15 protein-coding genes are annotated in these 24577 nt (G+C 64.9%); 6 read left to right on the top strand and 9 right to left on the bottom strand.

Translation table 11 applies throughout. From position 1 onward, the window contains the following. The first annotated feature begins 196 nt into the window (after positions 1 to 196). The 3 genes from ABFD92_01770 (at position 197) to hcp (ending at position 2975) form a co-directional block, all read left to right on the top strand. The gene (locus ABFD92_01770) at positions 197 to 949 is read left to right on the top strand and encodes a 4Fe-4S binding protein (protein MEN6503243.1); all 753 of its coding nucleotides are present in this window, start codon (positions 197 to 199) and stop codon (positions 947 to 949) included. A gap of 4 nt (positions 950 to 953) precedes the next feature. Beyond that, positions 954 to 1253, top strand: coding sequence for a nitrous oxide-stimulated promoter family protein (locus ABFD92_01765; protein ID MEN6503242.1), 300 nt, complete (start codon positions 954 to 956; stop codon positions 1251 to 1253). Positions 1254 to 1352: 99 nt separating this feature from the next. Next, entirely contained in the window at positions 1353 to 2975 is a 1623-nt protein-coding gene (gene hcp, locus ABFD92_01760; protein ID MEN6503241.1) for a hydroxylamine reductase, read from the top strand. Positions 2976 to 3089: 114 nt separating this feature from the next. Here hcp and ABFD92_01755 read toward each other — a convergent pair whose 3' ends face one another. The 6 genes from ABFD92_01755 to ABFD92_01730 all read right to left on the bottom strand — a co-directional run bounded on the left by ABFD92_01755 (position 3090) and on the right by ABFD92_01730 (position 10781). Further along, complete coding sequence (locus ABFD92_01755) at positions 3090 to 4313, bottom strand: glycosyltransferase (GenBank protein ID MEN6503240.1); 1224 nt, start codon at positions 4311 to 4313, stop codon at positions 3090 to 3092. 1 nt (position 4314) lies between these two features. Further along, positions 4315 to 6687, bottom strand: a complete 2373-nt coding sequence (locus ABFD92_01750) for a glycosyltransferase family 4 protein (protein ID MEN6503239.1) — start codon at positions 6685 to 6687, stop codon at positions 4315 to 4317. A gap of 220 nt (positions 6688 to 6907) precedes the next feature. Continuing rightward, positions 6908 to 7225 carry a 50S ribosomal protein L21 gene (rplU, locus tag ABFD92_01745; GenBank protein ID MEN6503238.1) on the bottom strand — a complete coding sequence of 106 codons (318 nt, stop codon included), beginning with the start codon at positions 7223 to 7225 and terminating at the stop codon, positions 6908 to 6910. Between the two features lie 261 nt (positions 7226 to 7486). Then, positions 7487 to 8140, bottom strand: coding sequence for an ABC transporter ATP-binding protein (locus ABFD92_01740; GenBank protein ID MEN6503237.1), 654 nt, complete (start codon positions 8138 to 8140; stop codon positions 7487 to 7489). Next, a complete protein-coding gene (locus ABFD92_01735) occupies positions 8140 to 9507 on the bottom strand; it encodes an FtsX-like permease family protein (protein ID MEN6503236.1) in 1368 nt (455 codons plus the stop codon). The genes ABFD92_01740 and ABFD92_01735 overlap by 1 nt, the downstream gene beginning before the upstream one ends. 14 nt (positions 9508 to 9521) lie before the next feature. Next, positions 9522 to 10781 carry a hypothetical protein gene (locus ABFD92_01730; protein ID MEN6503235.1) on the bottom strand — a complete coding sequence of 420 codons (1260 nt, stop codon included), beginning with the start codon at positions 10779 to 10781 and terminating at the stop codon, positions 9522 to 9524. Positions 10782 to 11115: 334 nt separating this feature from the next. Here ABFD92_01730 and ABFD92_01725 point away from each other — a divergent pair, with 334 nt between their 5' ends. The 3 genes from ABFD92_01725 to ABFD92_01715 all read left to right on the top strand — a co-directional run bounded on the left by ABFD92_01725 (position 11116) and on the right by ABFD92_01715 (position 20809). Beyond that, positions 11116 to 15456, top strand: coding sequence for a PQQ-binding-like beta-propeller repeat protein (locus ABFD92_01725; GenBank protein ID MEN6503234.1), 4341 nt, complete (start codon positions 11116 to 11118; stop codon positions 15454 to 15456). Positions 15457 to 15897: 441 nt separating this feature from the next. Further along, the gene (locus tag ABFD92_01720) at positions 15898 to 19581 is read left to right on the top strand and encodes a PQQ-binding-like beta-propeller repeat protein (GenBank protein MEN6503233.1); all 3684 of its coding nucleotides are present in this window, start codon (positions 15898 to 15900) and stop codon (positions 19579 to 19581) included. A gap of 421 nt (positions 19582 to 20002) precedes the next feature. Continuing rightward, positions 20003 to 20809, top strand: coding sequence for a PEP-CTERM sorting domain-containing protein (locus ABFD92_01715; GenBank protein ID MEN6503232.1), 807 nt, complete (start codon positions 20003 to 20005; stop codon positions 20807 to 20809). Between the two features lie 137 nt (positions 20810 to 20946). Here the strand turns inward: ABFD92_01715 and ABFD92_01710 are convergent, their stop codons facing one another. The 3 genes from ABFD92_01710 to ABFD92_01700 all read right to left on the bottom strand — a co-directional run bounded on the left by ABFD92_01710 (position 20947) and on the right by ABFD92_01700 (position 24433). Continuing rightward, positions 20947 to 21672 carry a transposase gene (locus ABFD92_01710; GenBank protein MEN6503231.1) on the bottom strand — a complete coding sequence of 242 codons (726 nt, stop codon included), beginning with the start codon at positions 21670 to 21672 and terminating at the stop codon, positions 20947 to 20949. Between the two features lie 1014 nt (positions 21673 to 22686). Beyond that, entirely contained in the window at positions 22687 to 22956 is a 270-nt protein-coding gene (locus ABFD92_01705; protein ID MEN6503230.1) for a hypothetical protein, read from the bottom strand. Positions 22957 to 23194: 238 nt separating this feature from the next. After that, the gene (locus ABFD92_01700) at positions 23195 to 24433 is read right to left on the bottom strand and encodes a hypothetical protein (protein ID MEN6503229.1); all 1239 of its coding nucleotides are present in this window, start codon (positions 24431 to 24433) and stop codon (positions 23195 to 23197) included. Positions 24434 to 24577: the final 144 nt, after the last annotated feature.

Raw genomic sequence — 24577 nt, 5'->3', positions numbered from 1 at the left:
AGCCTTAGCTGCCGCTTTTGAAGTTGTTCAATTGCGAGAAACTGCCAAAGCGGCAGCTAAGGCTGCCGCACTCCATATGTCCGGCGTGAAAACATTTTTCAGAAATCTTTGCGTTCTTGACTCACGTCAAGGTTCTCATTTGGCATCCACCCGATAATGTCGCTAGTGAAAGGGCGTTGCCGGTATGGAAGGATTAATGATGAATGCTACGACGCGAAAGATTGTCAGGATCGACGAGGACAAGTGCGACGGCTGCGGGCTGTGCGTGCCGAGCTGTGCCGAGGGCGCGATCGTGATTGTTGACGGCAAGGCGCGGCTGGCGGCTGACAATCTCTGTGACGGGCTGGGCAACTGCCTGGGCAAGTGCCCCAAGGATGCCATCACCGTCGAGGAGCGGCCGGCGGATCAGTTTGACGAAGACGCCGTCGCTCAGCACAAGCATCGCCTGGCGGCTCATAACGCCCCTCGCAGCTTTGCCCAGGCGCTCCACGGCGGCGGATGCCCGGGGACGCGCATGCGGACCCTCCGCAAGGCCCCGCCCGCCGCTACGGCCGCGGCGGCTGGCGCGGTGCAATCGCAGTTGGGTCACTGGCCGGTGCAGTTGTCGCTGGTGCCTGCGCAGGGACCGATCTGGCAAGATGCCGACGTGCTGATCGCGGCGGACTGCGTACCCTTCGCCATGCCCGACTTCCACAGCAAGCTGCTGGCGGGTAAGAGCGTGGCGATCGGCTGTCCGAAGCTGGACGACGTCGAGACCTACATCGAGAAGCTGACGGTGATCTTCGCCAACAACCCGATCCGTTCGGTGACGGTGGCCCACATGGAGGTGCCGTGCTGCTTCGGTCTGCAGCACGCGGTGGAGCAGGCGCTGGAGGCCTCCGGGCGCAGCGACATCGTCCTGCACGAGGTCCAGATCGCCGTCGACGGAACCGCGACGCTCAAGAGCTGAGGCCATGAATGAAGCGACTTATCAAAAGCAGGAACGGATTGTCCGGCGGTTCATCGAACTGTACTGCCGGAAGAACCACCGCCCCGGCGAAGGGCTCTGCAGCGAATGTTCGGACTTGCTGGCGTACGCCAGAGAGCGTCTGGCCCGCTGCCCGTTTGATCCCAAGCCTAAGTGCAAAGCTTGTAAGGTGCATTGTTACCAGGCCCCGTACCGCGAACAAATTGGTGAAGTCATGCGATTCTCGGGCATACACTTTGTCAAACGCGGGCGGCTGGACTGGCTGGTGAGATATATTTTGAGCTGAGGTGGCACAGCCTTTCCAGGCTGTGCATACACAGGCTAGAAAGCCTGTGCCACCTGAAAACCCAACGCGAAGGAGTCAGTGATGACGGCAGTTGAACAGATGTTCTGTTTCCAGTGCGAGCAGGCAGCCAACGGAAAAGGATGCACGCGCCTGGGCGTTTGCGGCAAAGACGCCGAGGTGGCCGCCCTCCAGGACGAGCTGATGGAAGCGGCCAAGGGCATCGCCCTGTACGCTGATGGGGCCGCCAAGCTCGGTGCGCGGGACCGCGCGATCGACGTCTTCGTGGTGCAGGCGCTGTTCACCACGCTGACCAACGTGAACTTCGACCCGCAGCGCGTGCAGGAGTTCGTCTCGCAGGCGCAGACCGTCACCGCCAAGGCCAAGGCGATGTATGAAAAGGCCGCCAAGGCCGCCGGCCAGACGCCCCAGGAGATGAAAGTCTGGCAGCCTGAAAACGGCGAGCCGATTATCCTTCGGCGCCGGAAGGCTCAGGGCGACGACATCACCAGCCTGCAGGAACTGCTGACGTACGGGCTCAAGGGCATGGCCGCCTACGCCGACCACGCCCAGATTCTCGGCCAGGAAGACCCTGCCGTCTATGCGTACTTCCACCACGCCTTGGCGCTGCTGGCGCGGGGCGAGGCGTCGGCGGCGGATCTGACGGCCGAGGCGCTCAAGTGCGGCGAGGTGAACATCCGCGTGATGGAACTGCTCGACGCGGCCAACACCGGCGCCTACGGGCACCCCGAGCCGACGAAGGTCCGCATCACGCCGGTCGCCGGCAAGTGCATCGTCGTCAGCGGGCACGACCTCAAGGACCTGCACGACCTGCTCGTCCAGACGCAGGGCAAGGGCATCAACGTTTACACGCACGGCGAGATGCTGCCGTGCCTGGCGTACCCGGCCCTGAAGAAGTTCAAGCACCTGGTGGGCAACTACGGCGGAGCGTGGCAGGATCAGGCCAAAGAGTTCGACGCCTTCCCCGGCTCGATCCTGATGACCACCAACTGCATCCAGAAACCGCGCGACACGTACAAGGCCCGCATCTTCACCAGCGGCGTGGTCGCCTGGCCGGGCGTGACGCACATCGCCGCCAAGGCCGACGGATCGAAGGACTTCACTCCGGTGATCCAGGCCGCACTGGCGCAGCCGGGATTCGCGGCGGACGAGCCGGAAAAGACCATCATGGTCGGCTTCGCGCGTAACGCGGTGCTGTCGGTAGCCGGGGCGGTGATCGACGCGGTCAAGGCCGGCAAGATCCGCCACTTCTTCCTCGTCGGCGGATGCGACGGCGCTAAACCCGGCCGCAACTACTACACCGAGTTCGCCCAGGCCGTGCCGGAAGATTGCGTGATCCTGACGCTGGCGTGCGGCAAGTTCCGCTTCAACAAGCTGCCCTTCGGCGACATCGGTGGAATCCCGCGCCTGCTGGACGTGGGGCAGTGCAACGACTCCTACTCGGCGGTGGTGATCGCCCAGGCGCTGGCCAAGGCCTTCGGCGTCGGCGTCAACGACCTGCCGCTGAGCCTGGTGCTGAGCTGGTACGAGCAGAAGGCCTGCGTGATCCTGCTGAGCCTGCTGAGTCTGGGCATCAAGAACATCCGGCTTGGACCAACGCTGCCGGCCTTCGTGACGCCCAACGTGCTCAAGGTCCTGGTGGATAACTTCAACATCATGCCCACCACGACCGCCCAGAACGACTTGGCGGCGATCCTGAAATAGTAATCCGAAGTCGCACACGCAGAATGAAAAGCCCCTGGGTTGCAACCCAGGGGCTTTTTCTGCAACCAGGCGATTTCTTTTCTCTCTGTGTCCTCTGAGCCTCTGTGGTACGTTTCAAAACTCCAGCGGCAGGACGACCCCTTTGCCCGATTTCTGCGACGCGCGGGCGAGCTGGTACGCCTGGTTGTACTGCTCGGCCACGACATCCCACGAGACAACTGTGTCGAGGTATTCCTTAAGCTTGGTGCCCAGGCGCATGCGCATCTGTTCGTTGCAGCACATCTCGATGACGTGCTGCTTGAGCATGTCCTTGGTGGTGAACAGCAGTCCGCCGCCGCTTTCGAGGGTCTGGGCGGTGAGGCCTTCCATCGGGGCGGTGGTGATGTACGGTTTGTTGAGCGAGATAATGCGAGCCAGCGTTCCCGACTGCGTCTCGTCGGTGCTGGGCAGGACGATGAAATCGCACACGGCCATCATCTTGTAGTACACCTCGCCGCGCGGGACGAACTCGTAGTAGTGGGCCAGGCCCTTCTTCTCCAGCAGTTGCACCTGGTTCTTGTACCGCTCGTAGTCGAGCTTGTGGTGCGGGTCGCGCATGGTTCCGGCGGCCAGCAGGTCCCAGTCTTCTCCCGTTCGCTGGCGGACGATCTCGGCGATCTCCTCCCACATGCTGGTCAGGATGTCCCATCGCTTGTTGGACTGGATCCACCCGATCAGCCCCACCAGGTGCGGGCCCAGGCCCACCTTGTCCAGCCCCAGCTCGGCGCGCATCTGCACGACCTGGTCGAGCGTGCTGGCCATGCCCGGCATGGCCCCATGCGGCACGACCATGATGTTCAGCGGCGTCGGCCAACCGTGACCGGTGAAGTTCCAGTCCAGCCGCCATTTCTGGTAGTGGCACTTGAAGAGCACCACGTTGACGCGATGGCACATCTTGAAGATGAAGTCGCTCTCGAACTCCGTCATGCGTCCATGCACGGTGTGGGGCTCGATGACCGTGGGCAGGTCGGCCATGGCGTCGAGCAGGTCCAGCAGCCCCTCGTTGCCGTCGCCATGCCCTCGCTCGTCGAGGTATTCGTAAATGCCGTACTCGTGCTCGACATGCACGGCGTAGGGGCGCAGCTTATGCACCTGCTCGGCGACGCTCTTCCACCAGTTGCGGCGCGTCAGGTCGATGATCGGAATGACGCCCTCGCCCGCGCCGTCGGTGTGGCTGATGACCAGCACCTCGCGCCCGGGGTTGTGCTTCTGGATGGCCGCCCGGGCTTCCTCGGCAAAGGTGCCGATCCCGCAAAGCCTCGGCGGGTAACTGCTGATCATGACAATCGGTTGGGGCATGTTACCTCTGTTGCGCCGCGACGATAGCCGCCGTCGGCTTGATCGGGCGCGATAGCGGACGCTCGAGGTTCTTTTCCGGCGGAAGCTGTCCGATGGTCAGTTCCATCTGCAGTTCGTGCATGGACAGCAGACTGAGCAGCCAGGCCAGCGTGCTCTCGGCGCCCTGGTTTTCATTGACGCGATCGGGGTGCAGCCCGTCGCGGCATCCGCCGGTGGTGAAGTCATACAGGGGTCGGCGCAGGTCGTTGTCGCCGAGGAACCAGTTGAACGCTTTGCGGGCCTGCTCCGTCCAGAACGGGTCCCTGGTGATATGGTACGCCTCGATGCAGGCATCGACGAGGGCGCAGGCCTCGACGGGTTGCTGGTCGAACTGCGCCCGCGGACCGTTGCGATGGTGCCATCCGCTGGTGCCCACCAGCGAGAGGAACCCCTGCGGGCTGGTCTGCACCTCCAGCAGCCAGGCCAGGACCCGCTTGCCCAGGTCGATCATGTCGCCGCGCGGGATCCACTTGCCGGCCATCAGCAGCGCGTGGGGCAGCTTGGCGTTGGAATAGGTGAGCATCTCCTCGCACCAGGGCCAGTCGTCGGACATGTTGGCCAGGAACTGGTTGGTCAGGCGTTCGGCCAGGTGCGCGCGGATGCGCCGCGCCTCGCTGTCGCCGCCGAATCGCCGCAGATACTCCTGGATTCCCACGATGGCGTACGCCCACGCCCGCGGCGACTGGATGTCCTCGATGGGGCGCATCGCCTGCGTGAACAGCCGCGTGGCCAGGGCGATGGTGGACTGGTGCGGCGCCAGGGCCACCGCCTCGCCCAGCGCCCACAGAGCCCGCGCGTGTGAGTCGTCGGAGCCGATCTCTTCGGTAAAGCGGCGGTCGTAGGTCATGAAGTTCCGGAACCGCCCGCTCTCTTCGTTCATGGCGTGGGTCAGGAACGCCAGGTACCGCTGCATCAGCGGCAGGATGGTGGCGTTGTGGAACAGGCTCCAGTGCTGCAGCGTCACGATCAGCGCGCGGGCGTTGTCGTCGGTGCAGTAGCCCTCCGTGCGATTGGGGGTGGAATACGTGGCGTGCTGAAGCAGGCCCGTGTCGTCGGTCATTGCCTGGAGGTGGCGCAGGTCCGGCTCGGGCAGGTCGTCGCTGCGCACCTGCCCGTCGGCCGCGGCGCGGTCGGCGAACACCACCGCCGCCTGCGAGCGCTGGATCCACGACTCCTGGGCCTGGGCGAACAGGTCGAGATAGTCCTGGGCAACGCGCTTCCAGACCATCTTGCGGCAATAGGTGTACGCGCGTTTGCGGATGGCGTGGCGGGCGGTCTCGTTGTCGAGCAGGTCGTTGATCTGCTCGGCGATGGCGTGGCTGTCGCGGAAGGGCACCAGCCTGCCGCGTTCATCGGCCAGCAGTTCCGTGGCGTACCAGTAGGGGGTTGAGATGGTGGCCTTGCCCGCGCCCAGGGCGTACGCCAGCGTGCCCGAGGTGATCTGGGCCTCGCTGAGATAGGGGGTGACGTACAGGTCGGCCACCCCGAGGAACTCGCAGAGCTCTTCGAGGTCGACAAAGCGGTTCTGGAACATGACATTGTCGTCGACGCCCAGCTCGTGGGCGCGGCGGGCCAGGGCATTGCGATACTCCTCGCCGCTCTCGCGTTTGACGTGCGGGTGCGTGGCGCCCAGGATGATGTAGATCGCGTCGGGGTGGTTGGCCACGACCTCGGGCAGGGCGTCGATGACGTACTCGATGCCCTTGCCCGGCGAGAGCAGGCCGAACGTCAGGATCACGCGGCGCCCCTCGACGCCGAACTGGTCCTTGTAGTAGTTGGGATCGATGAACGGCACGTCCGGAATGCCGTGAGGGATCGTCACGATCTTGCTCTCGGGAACCCCGTACACGTCGTGCAGAATTTCGTGGGCGATGTCGCTCATCACCACCAGCCGCTCGCACAAGCGCGACAACTCCTGCAGCACCAGGTGCTGCTGGTCGGTGGGGGTCTTGAGAACGGTGTGCAGGGTGGCCACCAGCGGCCGGCGGATGCGCTTGAGCGTGGCCAGCACGTGCGCGCCGCACGTTCCTCCGTAGATACCGTATTCGTGCTGCACGCAGACGACCGAGGGCTGGTTGATGTTAAGATACTCGGCCGCCAGGCGGTAGTCGGACAACACGGTCTCGCGCACCTCGAATCGCACGCGCTGAGGATAGGGATACCCTTCGGGCTTGTCGCTGATGGCGACGGTGAAGACATCCGATCCGGGCGGGCACAACTCGGCGACGGCTTCGCAAAGGTTGGCGGTAAACGTCGCGATGCCGCACTGACGGGGGATGTAGTCGCTCAGGAATGCGATGGTCGGTTTGTCGTTCGTGCCGCGCAACGTATCCATAATTGCCCCTTGGTCATCAAAACATCTATAGGCATTCTAGACAGGAGGAGGGGCGGAAACCGGAAACGAGAAATCCGAAACAACAAATGCGAAATTCGGAACAAGAAGACAAGAGACGAAGGAACAAGAAACAAGGGGCAGAGGAAACAAAAAGCCCCGCCGTGGCGGGGCTTCTTTTGTTGCTTGTTTATTGATCGGATTTCGAATTTGTCTATTCGAGCTAGGCAACGATTTTTGTGATGCGGACCTGCAGGTACTTCTGGCGGTGACCGACGCGGCGTTTGGAGGCCTTGCGGCGGCGCAGGTAGCAGGCGAAGACCTTGGGGCCCTTGGCCTGTTCGTTGACGACCTCGGCCTGGACCGAGGCGCCTTTGACCAGCGGCGTTCCGACCTGGACCTGGTCGTCTTTGCTGACCAGCAGGACGCGGTCGAACTGGACGGCTTCGACGCCCTCGGCCAACTCGCGCACGTCCACGTTGACGACGTCGCCTTCGGAAACCTTAAACTGTTGCCCGCTATCTTCAATAATCGCGTACACGACGAATCTCCTGTGTCACGGAAAGCACAGCATTATGCCCCGCGGGGGCGGCGTTGTCAACGGGGAAAATCTATCAGGCCGCCGATGCCTCAGCCACAGGGAAAAGTCGCGGCGGAGGCACCAAGTATTTATCAAAGCCGTTGTCTGGCTTTGATGAATAATTGCGCTGGGCAAGGGTAATCGGCCCCCAATGAAGAAGTAATTCCAGAAAACGAATTACTTCTTCATTTAGTGCCTCCGCCGCGACTTTTCCCGACGCTATCAGGCCAATCGTCCAGCCTCAAGGTACAGCGCGCGGTTGGCGTGGGTTTCCCAGTGGCGCGAGTGGGTGACCATGAGAACGGCCCCGCCGGAGGCAGTGAAAGCCTTGAAGGTTTCCAGCACGACCCGCTCGTTGGCTTCGTCGAGATTTCCGGTGGGCTCGTCGGCCAGCAGCAGCTTGGGGCTGTTGAGCAGCGCCCGAGCCAGGGCCACGCGCTGCTTCTCGCCGGTGGAGAGCTCACAGGGCAGGTGGGTGCGGCGCGGGGCGAGGTTGAATCGGGCGATGAGCTCGTCGGCCCGGGCGTCGAGACCGTCGGCGGGGACAGCCAAAGCGGGGCAGAGCACGTTGTCGCGCACGGACAGGTAGGGCACGAGGTGGAACTGCTGGAAGACGAACCCGACGGTCTTGGCGCGGAAGGCGGCGCGCGACTCGGGCGAGAGATCGTAGGGGTTTCCGCCGGCGATGTTGATGCGCCCACTGTCCGGGGCCAGCAGCCCGCCCAGGGTCAGCAGCAGCGTGGTCTTGCCGCTGCCGCTGGGCCCGCGGACCACGGCGAACTCGCCGGCCGAGACGTTGAGCGTCACGTCGTCGAGGGCGACGACCACCTTGCCGGGGCGGCTGAAGGTTTTTTTGAGGCCTGTGGCTTCAAGCATTACAGGCTCTCCTCCTGGATGACCGTCGCCGGATCGGTCGCCGCGGCCAGTTGGGCGGGCACGAAACTGGCCACCAAGGCCAGCACCATCGCCGCCCCGACGGCGGCGCCGAGCATCGCAGCCAGAGTCGCGGCGCTGGTGGCCAGCGGTCCGCTGGCGGCAGCGACGGCCAGGCCGGCGGCGTATCCCACGAGCGACCCGAGCAGGCCCATCAGCAGCGCCTTGCCCAGGAACAGCACCATGATCCTGCTGCGTCCCACGCCCAGCGCCCCAAGGATGCCGATCTCGGACCGCCGGCGGCGAACGTTGTCCCAGAGCATCAGACCCATCCAGACGCCCGAGACGGCCACCACCAGCGGGATCAGCACCGCCGCCAGGGCCAGGCGTTTGTCGCGCAGGTCGGCCCGGGTCTGCTTTTCGTTCTCCAGCGCCGCCGCCGCGCGGTCGCGCATGTCCATGCGGACCTTCTTCTCGCGTTCGAAGGCGGCCACCGCGTTCCGGGCGACCATGGCGCGGTTGGTGGCGCGGGCGATGTGCTGGGTGTATTGCTCGACGACGCGCGTCCCGGGCAGCAGCTTGGCCACGTTCTCGCGAATGAGCAGCAGGCCCTGGTCGTCGCAGTCGCAGTCGATGGCCATCAGCCCGCTGATGCGACCGGGCTTGTTCAGCAGTTCCTGGGCCGTTCGCAGCGGGACGTAAATCTTCTCATCGTCGGCGAAGTTCTTGCGGCCGATGCAGGTCTCGATGTCGAACTTGCGAGCGGCGATCTCGATGCTTTGCCCGGGCTTGAGTTCAAGACTCTGGTGGATGGCGTAGCCGAGCATCGCCCGCCCGCCGGCGACTTTCTGCAGCATCGGTTTCTGGCGCTTGGGGTCCTGGATGTAAACTTCGCCGGTGGTGCCCACCAGGGTGATCCAGCGTTTCCGTTCGGGCCACCAGAATTTCTGCTGCAGGAACGGCAGGACGTGGTTGATCTGGACCATATTGCTGCCGGCGAGTTTTTCGGCGTAGGTTTCCGGAAGGGTCTGAGCCTGGCTCTCCGGCGAGGAATAGTCCGTCCCCTGCGGGATGATCAGCAGGTTGAACCCGAGGTTCAGCGACTCCTTGCGAACGTCGTCCTTGTACTTCTTCCAGGCCTCGTCGCTCTCGGCGGCCATCTTCGCCAGCACGCGCTGCGAATCGGACCATTCCTTTTCGTTGGCCTGCGCCCCCGCGTGGAGAATCTGCTCGCTCTGGCGGTCTTGCTGGGCCAGCAGCAGTACGGCCGCGACGCCGCAGCCGACGGCCACGGTGATAGACAACAGCCCGATCGTGAAGTTGAACTTCCGATGGGCGACTTCTCTTAGAAGTAGTCGAGTCAGGTTCATCGGCGAAGAATCCGTCAGTGTTTGGCGCCGCGGGATCGCAGGATCAACGACATCGCAGCCGCGGCGACCACCAGCACGCCCAAGGCCGCCAGCACGCTCCACAAGATGGTACGTGCGCTGTGGCGGGAAGGGGACGGCGATTCTTTTTCCGGCGCCGGTCCAATCGTGGGCACGTCAAGGGCCGCGGGGGCGGTGGCACGCGCGGTCGCAGCGCCGGCCTGCGTCGTGGCCGCCGGGGCGGTTGCAGGGATGGCCGCACGCGTCGCCGGGGCGGTGCTTGGGGTCGCCGGCTGGGTCTGGGCACTGTTAACCTGGCCGGGGACCAGGGGCATCAGCTCAGGCAGTTGGATTTCGACAAAGCGAGGCTGGCCAACGGCGCTGTCCCAGTCGGCGGTGATGAGCATGTCCACGCCGGGGTTCTGGTCTTTGATCTCACAGGCGCAGGCGCCGGCGAGGAACTCGGCGGCTTTCTTCATGTTGTCAGGGGTGATTCCCTTGCCGACCAGGGCGTAGAGCCCGCGTCCGCGTCCGAAGACGGGAATCGCCACCGGTTCGGAGGCGTATTGCCCCTCGGCCAGGTCCTGCTCGACGGCGAGCATCATCTTCACGAACAGGGCCTCTTTGGGATCGCTTCGCGAGACGTGCAGCACCGAGAACTTGAGCTTGTTGGGCCAGGGCAACTGGTTGGCGCCGGGGGCGCCTTCAGGATCCTGGGCAGGGAGGTTCTCCAGAGGCTGCGAGACTTCCACCGAGTCAGGCAGGGCGGCGGCCTGCTCGGCGACGACCTTGGCGGCCTCTTTGTTGGAGTCTTTCTCCGTGCTCTCCAGCACGACCCACACCGCCGAATCGCCCGCCATCAGCCGGCGCGCCACTTCCCGGCGGGCGGGGGAGTCCATGACCGCCTGGGCCTGCTCCATCGAAAGTTGGGCGATGTGCAGGACGCCTTTGCCGCCGGAATTTCGCGCATAGATCACCACCAGGCTCGGCAGCGCCTTGTCGGCCAGACCGTCGTAGAGCTTCTGGGCGGCCTCGGGAACCTTTCCGTCGAGGTCCACCACGTCTACGGTAATGTTGGTCTTGTCGTCCTCGGACTGCTTCTGCAGCAACAGCACCGCGTTCTGCTGTGCGTCGGTCAGTTTGCCCTTGTGGAAAATCACGACCGGATACGGGTCCGGCCGCCATTTCTCCATCGCATAGCGGAAGACCGGCGTGTCGCACGCCCATGCAGCGCCGACGCAGCCCAAGACGGCCGTCAAGAATACCCACCGATGCAAGCCGTTGTTCCTGAGTGACATAGTTATCCTTTTCTCCCGGGGCAGCTATCACCCCATCATAGCAGAAGGTCCGGTGGTTCGACGGTGATTTTGCCGCCTCCATAATTGAAACCCCTCGACGCGAGATATAGCCCCTATAAATGCCGCGAAGCCCTCCCGCCACGGCAAAGCCACGACGGGCCTGGGCAGTCGTGGCTGTCGGGCCTTCGGCCCTGCGCGCCACGGCACCCGCGCATCCGGGCGGCGCAAGGTTTTTCCCCGGCCGGATTGGACGGCAAAACTGTTAAACTGAAGGTTGAAACGAGCCACGAAAATCTAAGGACGGAGTATCACGGTGAAACGTCTTTCGGCATTGATGGCGGTCCTGGGCGCACTGGCGGTCACAGCCGCCCCGGCAGTCGCGGGCGATTGGCCCATGTGGCGATACAACGCCGGTCACGGCGCCTGGACCAGCGAATCGCTGCCAGCGACTCTGTCGCAAGGCTGGTCGATGCAACTGCCAACCCCCAAGGGGGCCTGGCCGTGGAACCAGTACAAGCAGCAGTTCGACGCCTCGTACGAACCGATCGTGGCTGGCAAGTTGCTGATCGTTTCGTCAATGGTCGGCGACAGCGTCACCGCCTACGACGCGCAAACCGCGCAGATGAAGTGGCGGTTTTATGCCGACGCGCCGGTGCGGTTCGCGCCGGCGGCGTCCAAAGACAAGCTGTACGTCTCCAGCGACGACGGGAACCTGTACTGTCTCTCCCTGGCCGAGGGAAAGCTGCTGTGGAAGGTGCAGGGCCCGGCGATGGACTACCGCGTGCTGGCCAACGACCGCCTCTGCTCGGCCTGGCCGGCGCGGGGCGGTCCGGTGGTCGACGGCGGGGTGGTCTACTTCGCCGCCGGCATCTGGCCGTTCATGGGCACGTTCATCTACGCCGTCGATGCCGAATCCGGCAAAGTGCTCTGGTGCAACAGCGGTAGCGGGGCGGTGTACATCCTCCAGCCGCACGCCAGCCCCGCCTTCGCCGGCGTGGGTCCGCAGGGCTACATGACCCTCTCGGGCCAGACGCTCCTCGTGCCCGGCGGGCGCTCGGTGCCGGCTGGCTACGACCGCAAGACCGGGCGGTTCCTCTGGTGCAATGCCGTCACGCACGCCGGCGGGTACGACGTGATGTCGGCCGCCGGTCTGTTCTGGTGCGAGCGCCAGGTGGCGGCCGTCGCCGACGGCGAACCCAAGACCAACAGCCCCGCGGCGGTGTTGACCGACGAGGCCGCCATCGGCCTCGAGGGCGACCAGATCGTCGCCCGCGAGTTGAAGATGTTCGGTCCGCCGATCGCCGACCGCCGCGGCAAGACGTCCAAGCCCGGTCCGCCCAACATCCTCTGGCAAGTGCCCTCCGGCGGCATCAAGAAGCTGCACATCGGCGCCGGCAAGTGCCTCTATGGCTCCGATGGCGCGTCGTCAGTGATCTGCGTCGACACGGCCGCCAAGTCCGTCGCCTGGCAGGCGAAGGTCGAGGGCAAGATCTGGACGATGCTCGCCGGCGACGGAAAGCTCTTCGTCGTCACGCGCGAAGGGCGGATTTACTGCTTCAACAGCGGCGGGGTTGCGGGAACAACCGCGAAGCCGCAAGCGGCGGGAATCGAAACAAGAGAGGATGCTTTCAAGACGTTGGCGGCTGCGGCGATCAAGCGAAGCAATGCTGCTGAAGGCTACGCTATCGCTCTGGGCTTGGGCAGCGGACGGCTGGTAGACGAGTTGATCGCCCAGAGCAAGTTGCACGTGATCGTCTTTGAGAGCGACGCGGCCAAGATCGACGCCGCCCGCCGCCGCTACGACGCCGCCGGCGTCTACGGCGAGCGGGTACACGTGATGACGTCGCGTCCGGGGATGAAGGTGGCGCCGTACCTGGCCAGTCTGATCGTCAGCGAAGACCCCGCCGCCGCGGGGTTCGAGGCCCAAATGATCCTGAGCATGCTGCGACCTTACGGCGGGGCGATGGTCCTGGGCGGCGCCGGCGATGCTCTCAAGGCACAGCTCGAAGGGCTCAAGTCGTCGCACGTGAAGGTCGAAGCCGACCAGGGGCTTCTGGTCCTGCAGCGCCAGGGCGCTCTGCCCGGCGCGGCCGACTGGACGCACCAGTACGCCAACGCGGGCAACAGCGTCTCGTCCACCGACAAGGTCGCCAAGGCCCCGCTGGGGCTGCTGTGGTTCGGCGGGCCTTCGAACATGGACGTGCTGCCGCGTCACGGGCACGGGCCCACGCCGCAGATCGCCGGCGGGCGGCTGGTGATCCAGGGCATCGGCGTCATCCACGCCCGCGACGTCTACACCGGTCGCGTCATCTGGCGGCGCGAGTTTCCCAAGCTCAACACGTTCGGGATGTATTACACCGAGTCGCACAATCCCGACCCCTGGGCGCCGGGGCGCAACCAGGGGCATTACCCCGGGGCGAACCTCTTCGGGTCCAACTACGTCACCCTGCCCGACCGCGTGTACCTGCTCGACCAGACCGTCTGCCACGTGCTCGAAGCGGCGACGGGAAAGACGCTGGCGGAGTTCAAGCTGCCCGCCGCCCAAGGGCAAGCCCCGCCCAACTGGGGCGTGGTATTGGCCGATGACGATCTGCTGATCGCCACCGCCGAACCGCTGATCGTGCCCGAAGAGGAGCAGCCGTCGCCGGAGCACATGGTGCAGTTGATCCCGCGCGGCTCGACGTGGCAGTACCTGGGCGGGTCGCACCCAACCGGGGCCTGGACGGGCGTCGAGTATGCGGCCGCCGGCTGGAAGAGCGGCAAGGCGGGCTTCGGTTTCGGCGACGATGACGACGCGACGGTCTTGAAGGACATGCGGGGCAAGTACACCGCGCTCTACGCCCGTCACGAGTTCACGGTGGACGACCCGGCGAAGATCCGCAGCCTGCTGCTGGCGATCCGCTTCGACGATGGGTTCATTGCGTATCTCAACGGCAAGGAGGTTGCCCGCCAGTGCGTCGACAGCGGCAGCGGCGCGTCGGTCAAAGGCGTCCAGGGGCACAACGTCGACAAGGACCGCAACAAGTACGACGTTTTCGACCTGCCCGCCCAGGGCCTCTTGCGCAAGGGGCGCAACGTGCTGGCCGTCGAGGGGCACAACGTCAGCGCCGGCAGCAGCGATTTCTCGCTGGACCCGTACCTGATGGCCCCGCCGTACATCGGGACCAAGCCCTACTCCCAGTTTCCCGGCGTCGAGGCCAACCGGCGCTTTGGCCCATCGAGCCAGCGCCTGGTGGTCATGGACCGCGTCAGCGGCAAGGTGCTCTGGCAGCGCCAGGGCGCGTACGGGTTCCGCCACAACGCGGTGGTCTCGGGCGGGGGCGTCGTCTATGCCATCGACCGGCTGACCGACGCGCGGCTGTCGTTCCTGACCCGGCGCGGGATGGAGTTCGCGCAGAAGCCCACGCTGTACGCCTTCGAGGCCCGCACGGGCAAGGTGCTCTGGCAGACGGACAAGAACGTCTTCGGCACGTGGCTGGGGTATTCCGCCGAGCACGATGTCCTGCTCCAGGGCGGCAGCGAAGGGCCCGACCGCGGCGGCGACGAAGTCGGAAGGGGCATGACGGCCTACAAGGGCAAGACCGGCGACGTGGTCTGGACGCACAACGAGCCGTACTCCGGCCCGCCGGTGATCCGCCGCGACATGATCTTCACCCAGACCGGCGGGGCCAACACGTATGCCCCTCCGGCCAAGGTGTACAATCTGTTGACCGGTCAGTCGGCGATGCGCCGCCACCAGGTGACCGGCCAGACCATCCCCTATGAGTGGGTGCGGTTCAAGGGCTGCAACACTGCCGTGGCCAGCGAGCACTTGCTGACCTTCCGATCGGCGTCGGCGGCATTCGTGCCGCTGGACCTCTGCCAGGGCACTGCCAGTATCGGCGGGTTCAAGAGCGGCTGCACGTCGAACCTGATCGTGGCCGACGGCGTGCTCAATGCCCCCGACTACACGCGCACGTGTTCGTGCTCGTACCAGAACCAGGCGTCGCTGGCGATGGTACACATGCCCGAGATCGAGTACTGGGGCATCGATGCGTTTCCGGAGGTTAGCCGCCCGACCGCGGTGCGGCGGCTGGGCGTGAACTTCGGCGCCCCGGGCAACCGCACTGCCGAGGGCGGCACGCTGTGGGTCGAGCATCCCAGCATCGCCGGGCCTTCGCCCGATGTGCCGGTCAACATCAGCGGCCAGGGCGACCTCTTCCGCAACCACAACACCACCGTCGCTGGAGACCTCAACTGGGTCACCGCCTCGGGCGTCAGTGGCGCCGCTGAAATTCGCATCCGCCCGTTCCTTCAGCCGCGATCGGGCAAGCCCGATACCGTTATCCGCGGCTGGAACATCCGCGTCGGCCAGAGCCCGCACTGGGGCGAGGGCAGCGGGCAGTTCGCCCCGCCGCGGGCGTTCACCGTGCGGCTGTGCTTCGCCGAGCCCGACGACGTCGCCGCCGGGGCGCGCGTGTTCGACGTGTCGCTGCAGGGCAAGGTGGTGCTGGCGAATTTTGATATCGCCGCCGCGGCCGGGGGGCCGCGCCGCAGCGTCATCAAAGAGTTCAAGAACGTCATGATCGCCGACGACCTGAAAGTCGGCCTCACCGCCCGGACCGGAAAGACGCTGATCTGCGGCGTCGAGTTGGTCGACGAAAGCGAAAAGTAATAATTGCGCAGAGTGTTGCGCAGGTGCCGTGGCGGCAGGGCGATAGCCCGACAGCCACGACCTCTTGCTGCAACGCTCAGGGATCGTGGCTCTCCGGGCCTTCCGGCCCTGCGCGCCACGGCACCCGCTGACAGTAGTTCCTGCTGTTGTTTGAAAGGATACCTAATGAGTTTTCATTCTCGTGCCATGCATTTGAAACAAGCCTGTCAGGCTACTTCTTCGCCCCGCAGGGGCGGTCAGGACTTAGCCGGGGGCGTCAGCGCCCCCCTTGGCAACCGCCCCGAAGGGGCGGCAGGTTTCTCGGCTGGCAAACAACCTTCCGCCATCATCCTTTTGGCGATTCTTGCCATTCTTTCTCCATCCGCTCTGGCGGGCGATTGGCCGCAGTGGCAGTTCGATGCCCAGAGGCGAGGTATCGCCAAAGACGCTTTGCCGGCAAACATGAAACTCCTCTGGAGCCGGCAACTGCCCGCGCCCCAGCCGGCCTGGCCCGACACGCAGTGGAAGCTGCAGTTTGACGCTTCGTATGAGCCGATCGTTCTGGGCGACATGCTGTACGTGGGCTCGATGGTCGACGACACCCTGCGGGCCTACAACACCGCCGACGGGGCCGAAAAATGGCGCTTCTACGCCGAGGGGCCCATCCGCCTGGCGCCGGTGGGTTTCGAAGGCAAGATCTTCTGCCTCAGCGATGACGGGCACCTGTACTGCCTCGATGCGGCGACGGGCAAGCTCCTGTGGAAGTTCCGCGCCGGCGGCGGCGACCGTCGCGGACTGGGCAACGGGCGGCTGATCAGCCTCTGGCCCGCACGCGGCGGACTCCTGCTCGACGAGGGCAAGCTGTATTTCACGGCAGGGCTCTGGCCGTTCATGGGCACGTTCATCTACTGCATGGACGCGCGGACGGGCAAGCTGGTCTGGACCAACAGCGGCAACGGCCAGCAGTGGTCGGCCCAACCTCACGGCGGGGCGCTGTCGTTTTCGGGCATCGCGCCGCAGGGGTACCTCGCGGCCGCACAGGGGCGGCTGATCATCCCCAACAGCCGCAACCGCCCGGCGATCTTCGACCAGAAGACCGGCCAGCTTCTGGCCAACAACATGATGACCAAGCAATTGGGCGGGTGGGACGTGTACGTTGCCTGGGGCGGGTACTACAACGCCGGCCAGCGCTACACCCTGGACGGCAACAAGACCGGCGGCGCCCCGGGGTTTCTGGGTGAGAACAACCAGGTCTTCATGCTCGACATCGCTACCGCCGAGTTCAAAGGCCTGGAGCACTACTTCGGCGAAGGCTTCGACAAGAAGGGCAAGAAAGTTCCCGTCGACAAGTTCAAGCCCATCTGGCTGGGCAAGCTCTCGCCGATGATGAAGGAGATCGTCATCCGTGCCGGCGACAAGTTCTATGGCCCGGGGCCTGACGGCACGATCGTCTCGGCGGTGCTCGAGCAGGGCGGGCGCGTGGGGCAGGATTTCACCGGTCAGTTCCGCGGCAAGTTCCACCGTGCAATCGCCGCTGACGGCAAGCTCTTCGTCGTCACGCGCGAGGGCGGCATCTACTGCTACGGCGCCGGCGGCGGCTCGCCGATCACGCACGAGCTCAAGCCCGCTGCGGCGCCGGCGGCCGACCCCTGGACCGACCGCGCCAAGGCGCTATTGGCTGCCAGCGCCACCGAAGGGTACGCCCTGGTGCTGGGCGCCGGCAGCGGACGGCTGGTCGAGGAACTCGTCCGCCAGTCGAAGCTGCACGTCGTCGTGATCGAACCCGACGCCGCCAAGGCCGACGCCTTCCGCCGCCGCATGAGCGAGGCGGGGCTCTATGGCCCGCGCGTGGCTGCCATCGTCGGCAACGGTTTCGACTACGACCTCTCGCCGTACTTCGCCAGCCTGATCGCCAGCGAGGACGTGGCGGCGGCGGGCTTCGACGCGGGCAAATGCAGCGTTGAGCGCCTGGTGGCGCCGTTGCGGCCTTATGGCGGCGTGGCGGTCTTGCCCGGCGGCGAGGCGCTGGCCGCCTGGGCCCGAGGCGGCAAACTTGACGGGGCGAGCGTGGACACTGCCGGGACTGACGTTCGCATCCGCCGCAGCGGCGCCCTGCCCGGCGCCGGCGAGTGGACGCACCAGTACGCCGACGCCTCCAATTCCGTCGTCGGCGCCGAACAGCGCGTGGCGGCCCCGCTGGGGCTGCTCTGGTTCGGCAGTGACAACTTCCTCGATGTGCTGCCCCGTCACGGGCACGGGCCCAATCCCCAGGTCGCCGGCGGGCGGCTGTTCATCGAGGGCATCAACATGATCTCCGCCCGCGACGTGTACACCGGGCGGGTGCTCTGGCAGCGGAAGATCGAAGGCTTCAGCAACTTCGGGATGTACTGGGACAAGAGTTTCAAAGACGACATTCGCGATGACAGCTACAACCAGGGGCATATCCCCGGCGCCAATCAGTTCGGTTCCAACTACGCCGTCACGGCCGACCGCCTGTACCTGATCAACGGGCCCGACATCGTTGTGCTCGACGCGGCCACCGGCAAGACCGCCGCGACATTCAAGGCTCCCGCCCGCCCCGGCTGCGCCGCGCCAAACTGGGGCGTGCTGATGATCGTCGGCGACGTGCTGGTCGCCACCACCGAGCCGATGGACATTCAAGTGCAGATGCCCAATCCCAAGTCCAAGAGCAAACCGCAACCCAAGCCCATGGGCGCCACGTTCAACCTGGCGGCCGCCGGGGACGTCAAGCTCAACGCGCGATTCGGCGCCAGTTCGCGCAACCTCGTCGCCCTCGATCGCAACAGCGGCAAGATTCTCTGGCAGCGCGGGGCGGCGGTGGCGTACCGCCACAACGCCGTCACGACCGGCGCGGGTAAGGTCTTCGCGCTGGACAATCTCTCCGAAGGCAACCGCGCGCAGTTGACGTTCATCGGTCAACCGACGCCGCCGGGACGGCTGGTGGCGCTGGACCTCACCAGCGGCAAGGAAGCCTGGTCGGCCGACAAGGACATCTTCGGCACGTGGCTGGGATACTCCTCGGCGCACGACGTGCTGCTGCAGTGCGGCAGCGGGTCGCGCGACCGCGCCGGCGACGAGGCGGGGCGGGGTATCGTCGCCTATCGCGGCGCCGACGGCGGCGTGCTCTGGCAGGACATGGAGCGCAAGATCGAGGGGCCGGTCCTGCTCTGGCGCGACCGCGGCATCACCAACGGCGGCGGGGGCGGCGTGGCGTTCCTGTTGAAGACCGGTCAGCCCGCGACGGTGCGCCACCCCGTCAGCGGACAGGAAGTGCCCTGGGCGTGGCATCGCTTCTACGGCTGCAACACCGCTATCGCCAGCCAGAACATGATGTTCTTCCGCAGCGGCACGGCGGGCTATTACGACCTGGTCGGCCAGGGCGGCACGGGAAACTTCGGCGGGTTCAAGAGCGGCTGCACCTCGAACCTGATTGCCGCCGACGGCGTCCTCAGCGCACCTGACTACACCCGCACGTGCAGTTGCTCGTACCCGCTGCAGGCCTCGCTGGCGCTGGTGCATATGCCCGAGGCGCAGATGTGGACCTACAGCGTTCTGCCTCCGCCGACCGAGGGCGTGCTCAAGCGTATTGGCCTTAACCTCGGCGCCCCCGGCGACCGCCTGCACGAGGGAACGCTCTGGCTGGAGTATCCTCCCGCCGGCAGCCCCGAGATGGACCTGGGTGTGGACCTCAAGCCCGGCGGGCGGCGACAGGTCGGTTCCGGCAGGAAGGCCACGACGGTCGTCGAGTTCAATGGCACCATGCACCGCCAGGACCCCTCGACCGTCTCGGGCTCGCTGGGGTGGGTGGCTTCCAGCGTCGCCGAAGGTATCGAGTCGCTATCGGTGAGAATGGGCCCGGACGGTTCGCCCGCGCGGCCGCACACGGTGCGACTGGTCTTCGCCGAGATGGACGACCTCGCTGCCGGTCAGCGCGTCTTCGACGTCATCGTCCAGGGCAAGGTCGTCCGGCAGGGCCTCGACGTCGCGGCCGCCGCCGGCGGACCCAAGCGCTCGCTCGTCGTCGAACTCAAGAACGTCAGCGTGTCCGACAAGCTGACCGTCGAGTTCAAACCAAGAACCGGTAAGCCGATCCTGAGCGGCCTCGAGTGCGTGGAAGGACAATAATCGCCCCCGCGGAAGCAGCAGGGGCGTCCGACCCTGCGCTTGCACATTCCTTGCACTTTGTTGTACTTTTCACAGCGATTATTTGGGAAGGTAAGCTATTACCATTGACAAATGGAGGCAGGATACATGAGTACACGTAAGAGTGGCGGCCGCCAGCACGTCGAGGAACAACTGGTAGTCCTCGTGCCAGCGGACAGCCTCTGCCGCCCGTTGGTACGGTTGAGCACGTCCCGCCCAGATTGACCCGAAGACTTCGCGGCACGACGCTGTACGAGACAGTTCGGGTTTACCCCTCGCCATCGGGCAATTCCTGAAGATTGCGTAAAGATGACGATCAGTGATTTGGCAATACGTCTTTGGGGGAATATAGTACATGGGCGATCATGCATTTTGAGCCGGGGTCGTGCCCAAGGGGGGCGGCGTGTTCAGAACGGTCTTTGTGGCGATGGTCGCCCTGGCGGCCGCGGCGGGCCTGGCGCGGGCGGAGTTCAAGGGCGCTCTGGAGGCGGCGTCGGGCGGTCTCTCGGGCGCGGGCGGCTGGGCCGACGGGCCCGCGTCGATCGAGTGGACGGTCAGTCAACTTAGCAGCGGCAACTGGCGATACACGTACGTGCTGACGGTGCCCTCCGGCAAGGCCGGCCGCGTGATCCTCGAAACCTCCCCCGCCCTCAAGGGCGAAGACATTACCACCTTCGCCAGTTCGCCGATGGCGTCAAGCAATGAAGTCACGCGGTTCAATTCACTCCCGCACCTGTCGCAGCACATCTACGCACTGGCGACCACCCCCAACGCCAGGGCGGCGAAGGTGATGATCAGTTTCGAGACCGCCGCCCCGCCGACGTGGGGCGACTTCCAGGTTCAAGGCCCCGAGGAAGACCCAGGCTCTGCCCTGTGGAACACCGGCTTTGCCCCAGGTCCGGGGCCCGAGAGCGATCCCGTGGCCCCGGCCGCCAGCGGCTCGATCGACAACCACATCCTGGTCCCCGGCGGCAATGGCGGCATCTACCCGATGATGGCGCTGTGGAACCGCGGTTCGCTGGGCGGTCCCGGCGCCGCAGCCGCCGGACCCATCATCGGCACCGCCACCGCCACCACCGACGCACCGACCGCCACGGCCCCCGAACCGACAACCCTCGCCGCCACGGCACTGACCGTCGCCACCCTCGCCGGCACCTTCGCCCGAAGGCGAAAGAAGTCAAGGCTCAATACCGTCTCGCATCGTGGCTGACGGCTGATCGTCTTGCGGCTGGGCCATTCCGAATCGCCATAGCGCTGGCGGATGATCTGCATAGCCGTGGCGACGCCGGGGTGCGCCCCACCGAGCCCGCCTCCGCGGGGGAACAAAGGGGCCAGGGGGGAACAAAGTCAGGAACCTTTTTCTGCTATTTTCGGTCGGCCGCGGGGGTGGAGGGTGCTTTGGAGGCCCAGTTCGGCGGCCGTCCGCTTGACCCATGGCTCGCGGCCGAACGGGACGCCTCGCTCGATGCACCGCTGCAAGGCCGCCAGTTCCTTGTCGCTATGCGGGCGGTTGACCCAGTCGAGCCAGTCCTGCGGCAGGCCGCCCGGCGGCGGTGTCAGCGGCACCGGCGCCTCGGTCTTGTGCAGCCGCGCGTGGGCGCTGCACCACGGCCAGGCTTGCGCCCGCGTCGCCAAGCCGGCCTTGACGGCGTTGCGCTCGACGTACCGCAGCACCGACAGCACCGCGTCGCCGCCTTCCAGCACGCCCATCGCCCGCCGGGCCGCCGGCGGACGCGTCTGCTCGATCAGGAAACTCTTGAACCGCCCCTGGTAGACGTGCCCCGCCCCGGCCGTGCCGCGCCGGGCGTGGACACGCTGCGTGTGCGTCAGCGTCAGCCACCGCACGAACGCCGACAGGTCGCCGTCGTCGCGCGGCCAGAGGACCAGGTGCCAGTGATTGGGCATGACGCAATAGCCGATCGTGCGCATCGCCCCGCGCTCATGCGCGGCCGCCAGCACGTCAAGGAACAACTGGTAGTCCTCGTCGCAGCGGAACAGCCTCTGCCGCCCGTTGGAGCGGTTGAGCACGTGATAGACGAACCCGCCCAGATTGACCCGAAGACTTCGCGGCATAGCAACAGCATACCGCCTCTTGCCAAGCACTGCAACACGAAAAGGTTCCTGACCCCTTTAGTCGAAAGCTTGGCCGAAGGCTTACTAATGGCCAAGCGATTTAAGTGATCCTTCTGCAGATAGTCGAACAGAAGTCGAGGGATCCGATTTGGCCTTCTGCAGTGCAGCAATCGACTCACTGTCGTTGGCTCGCAAGAGCCCCAGAACCTTTGCGGCTTCACTCCGTACAGGAACATACGCGTCATTCCGCAGAGCGATTGCAAGGGCACGCCTCACTTCAGGGCTGGATTTGCCGATCCTACCCAAAGCCCCAACAACCATTTCCCGCACACAACCGTCTGTATCCTCAATTGCCGACAAAAGATCGGGCAGTAAATCTGCGGCCGCTGAGCCGGCCTCCCGCAACTGACTTGCTGCAGACCATCGCTCGATATTATTCCCCGACCGCAAATCCTTCATTAAGACTGCTGTTGCACTTCTATCCGGTCCATCCTTTAGCAGTCCCATTGCAGCATGATGTCGGACAAAACACTCCTCGTCGTTGAGGCTCTCTAGAAGGCACACACGCACTTCCGGTCTCGCTCTGTACCCTCGCACCAAAGCCTCCATCGCAACCAATCGTATCTGTGGAACATCGTCGCTTGCATACTTTAAGAGCACGGGAACAGCTCTGTGCCCGAGGGACACGAGCGAGTCCACTATCTCGTCTCTGTTCTCCAATGGGGGCGGGGAAAGCCCCAGCGCTGCCAAACAACGATCATAGACGGTAGGCGTTCTATTTGGGAGGCTCTCGATTAGCGCCCTGCATCGATGGCCAGGCAAGAAGTTGTATGCTCTTATGCCTGTCCATATGAGTAACAGACACGAGAGCAGCAGTACCATCCGCAATAATGGCTTACGTAATCTATTTCTTTGGATGTCGTCCTTCATCCATCAGCACCTGTTACTTGACGCCTGAGGCGAATTCACATCTGAAGCGGGATTATCCGGGACACCATACAGGTTTTCGCATCCTCATTTCGTCTTCTTTGTCTTCTTGGCCTTTGACGGCCGGCCGCCGGGGTTGGGGAGCAAGGGGCGGCCCAGGGCGGCCTCGAGCTTCTGGACGAACCCCACCGACCCCAGCGGTCTGCCTGTATTCTCGCTGCGGTGGATCGCCTTGGCAAGCGGCTGGTCGTCTTTTTCCTCGCGAAGGTACTCCTCCCACGAGCAGACCCACCCGGCCGTCAGCTCGCGCAGCCAATCGCCCGCGGCCAGCCCGCCGGCGACGCGACCGGTATGCACGGCCGCGCTCGACCACGGCCAATCCGCCGCCTCGCCGACCAGCCGCGCCCGTCGCCGAAGAACGTCTACGGAATGACAACTCGCGCTACTCTGCCTATGCCGCCTCCCAGCCGGCAGTCACGCCTATTACAAGCACAGAACCTGTAAGGTGGCCCCGGATAACTTAACCCGGATAACCCAGGCCGCTGCCTGCCTTGCCGCTCGTCCGGCATATCCCCTGGCGAAGAGGCCTATGCGCTCAGTGGTTCTCGATGGCGGCCTTGACGGCCTGATACCAGCGCGTCAGGCGATGGGGCTCGTTGCGGACGGTCGTGATGTCTTTGAGAATGAAGGCACACGGCGTGCCGCTGGCCGTCGTCGCGCGCAGCGTTTCCTTGACTTCATCGACCACCAGCCGCTCGTCGAAGGTATCCATGGCCACGAATGAGGGATTGTTCTTGCGGGCCATGACGAAATCGCGACCCATGCTCTGGGCGGCGACCTCGACCTGCGCCCACGGGCTGACCGAGATCATGCGGACGTTGCGGATCTTGCGGATGATGTCGATCTTGCGGTGCAACGGTTCGCAGCAGCCGTAGTTGACCAGCCCGAACCGCTCCAGGTACGGCTTGAGGTAAGCGATCTCGAACTCATCGTGCATCGCCGGCGACACTTCCGAAAAGATCTGTGCCGCCCCGGCTGCCCAGCAATCCTTGGCCCGCACGTGGGCGGGATCGAACCCCGCCGCCGGCAGTTCGTCGCTGTAGGCGCCCACGCAGTGGATGACGCCGGGCTCGGGTTCCAGCAGGCTCTGCTGCTCGAGTTGATCGAGCGTGTCCATCTCGATCTCCATCAGCCGCCGCATCAGGCGGTGGAGGAACTCCGGCCGATCCGCCAGGTCGTACAGGACCGGCGTGGCGCCGCGCCAGAAGACGATCCGGTCCCAGACAGCCGCCCAGATCGCCATGCCGGACATCTTGACGGGCATGATGTCGCCGACGAGCTCGTTGACCAGGTTCTCGCGCTGGGCTGTAGCCTGGTCGTTGAAGCGGACGGTGACGTGTTTGAGCTTGGCCAGTGCGGCGTCGTCGGCCAACTGGTCCTGGAACAAGTGGCTCTGCGCGCCGCTATGCAGCGCATCGTCGGAGCTGACCTGCGTATCGACGCCGATGGAGGTCATCGAGTAGACCTTGGGTATCTGCAGGAACGGATAGAACGCCATGTCGGCAGGGAAGTGCTTCCACTTGTAGAGCGAGGCCCGCATGCCCCACTCGAGGCCGCGCAAGAACGGGTCTTCGCACCGCGCGGTCAACTCGTCGTTGACGTTCATCTCGTGCCAGCAGATCTGGTCGATCATCACCATCGGCCGCACCGGGCGCAGGCCATTGAGCCGCTGCCAGTCCTTCATGGTGCGGGCGTGAACATCCAGGCAAGCTACCTCTTTATACTGCCGCGCGAGTTCGCGAATCTGCTGTCTGTCCTGCTGACTGATTGCCACGTCGATCACCTTTCCTTTGGCAGCTGCTATTATCCGGGGGAACCATATAATGGCCCGGCGAATTAACATTTCAAGGGCGAATCCCGCTCCGCCCGCTCCGGGGACGCCATACAGGTGTATGCGAGCATCCTTCTCCGCTCCGCG

Source organism: Planctomycetaceae bacterium, assembly GCA_039680605.1.
Classification (GTDB): domain Bacteria; phylum Planctomycetota; class Phycisphaerae; order SM23-33; family SM23-33; genus JAJFUU01.
The sequence above is the reverse complement of the archived record's forward strand: the minus strand, read 5'-3'. Positions and strand labels throughout refer to the sequence as shown.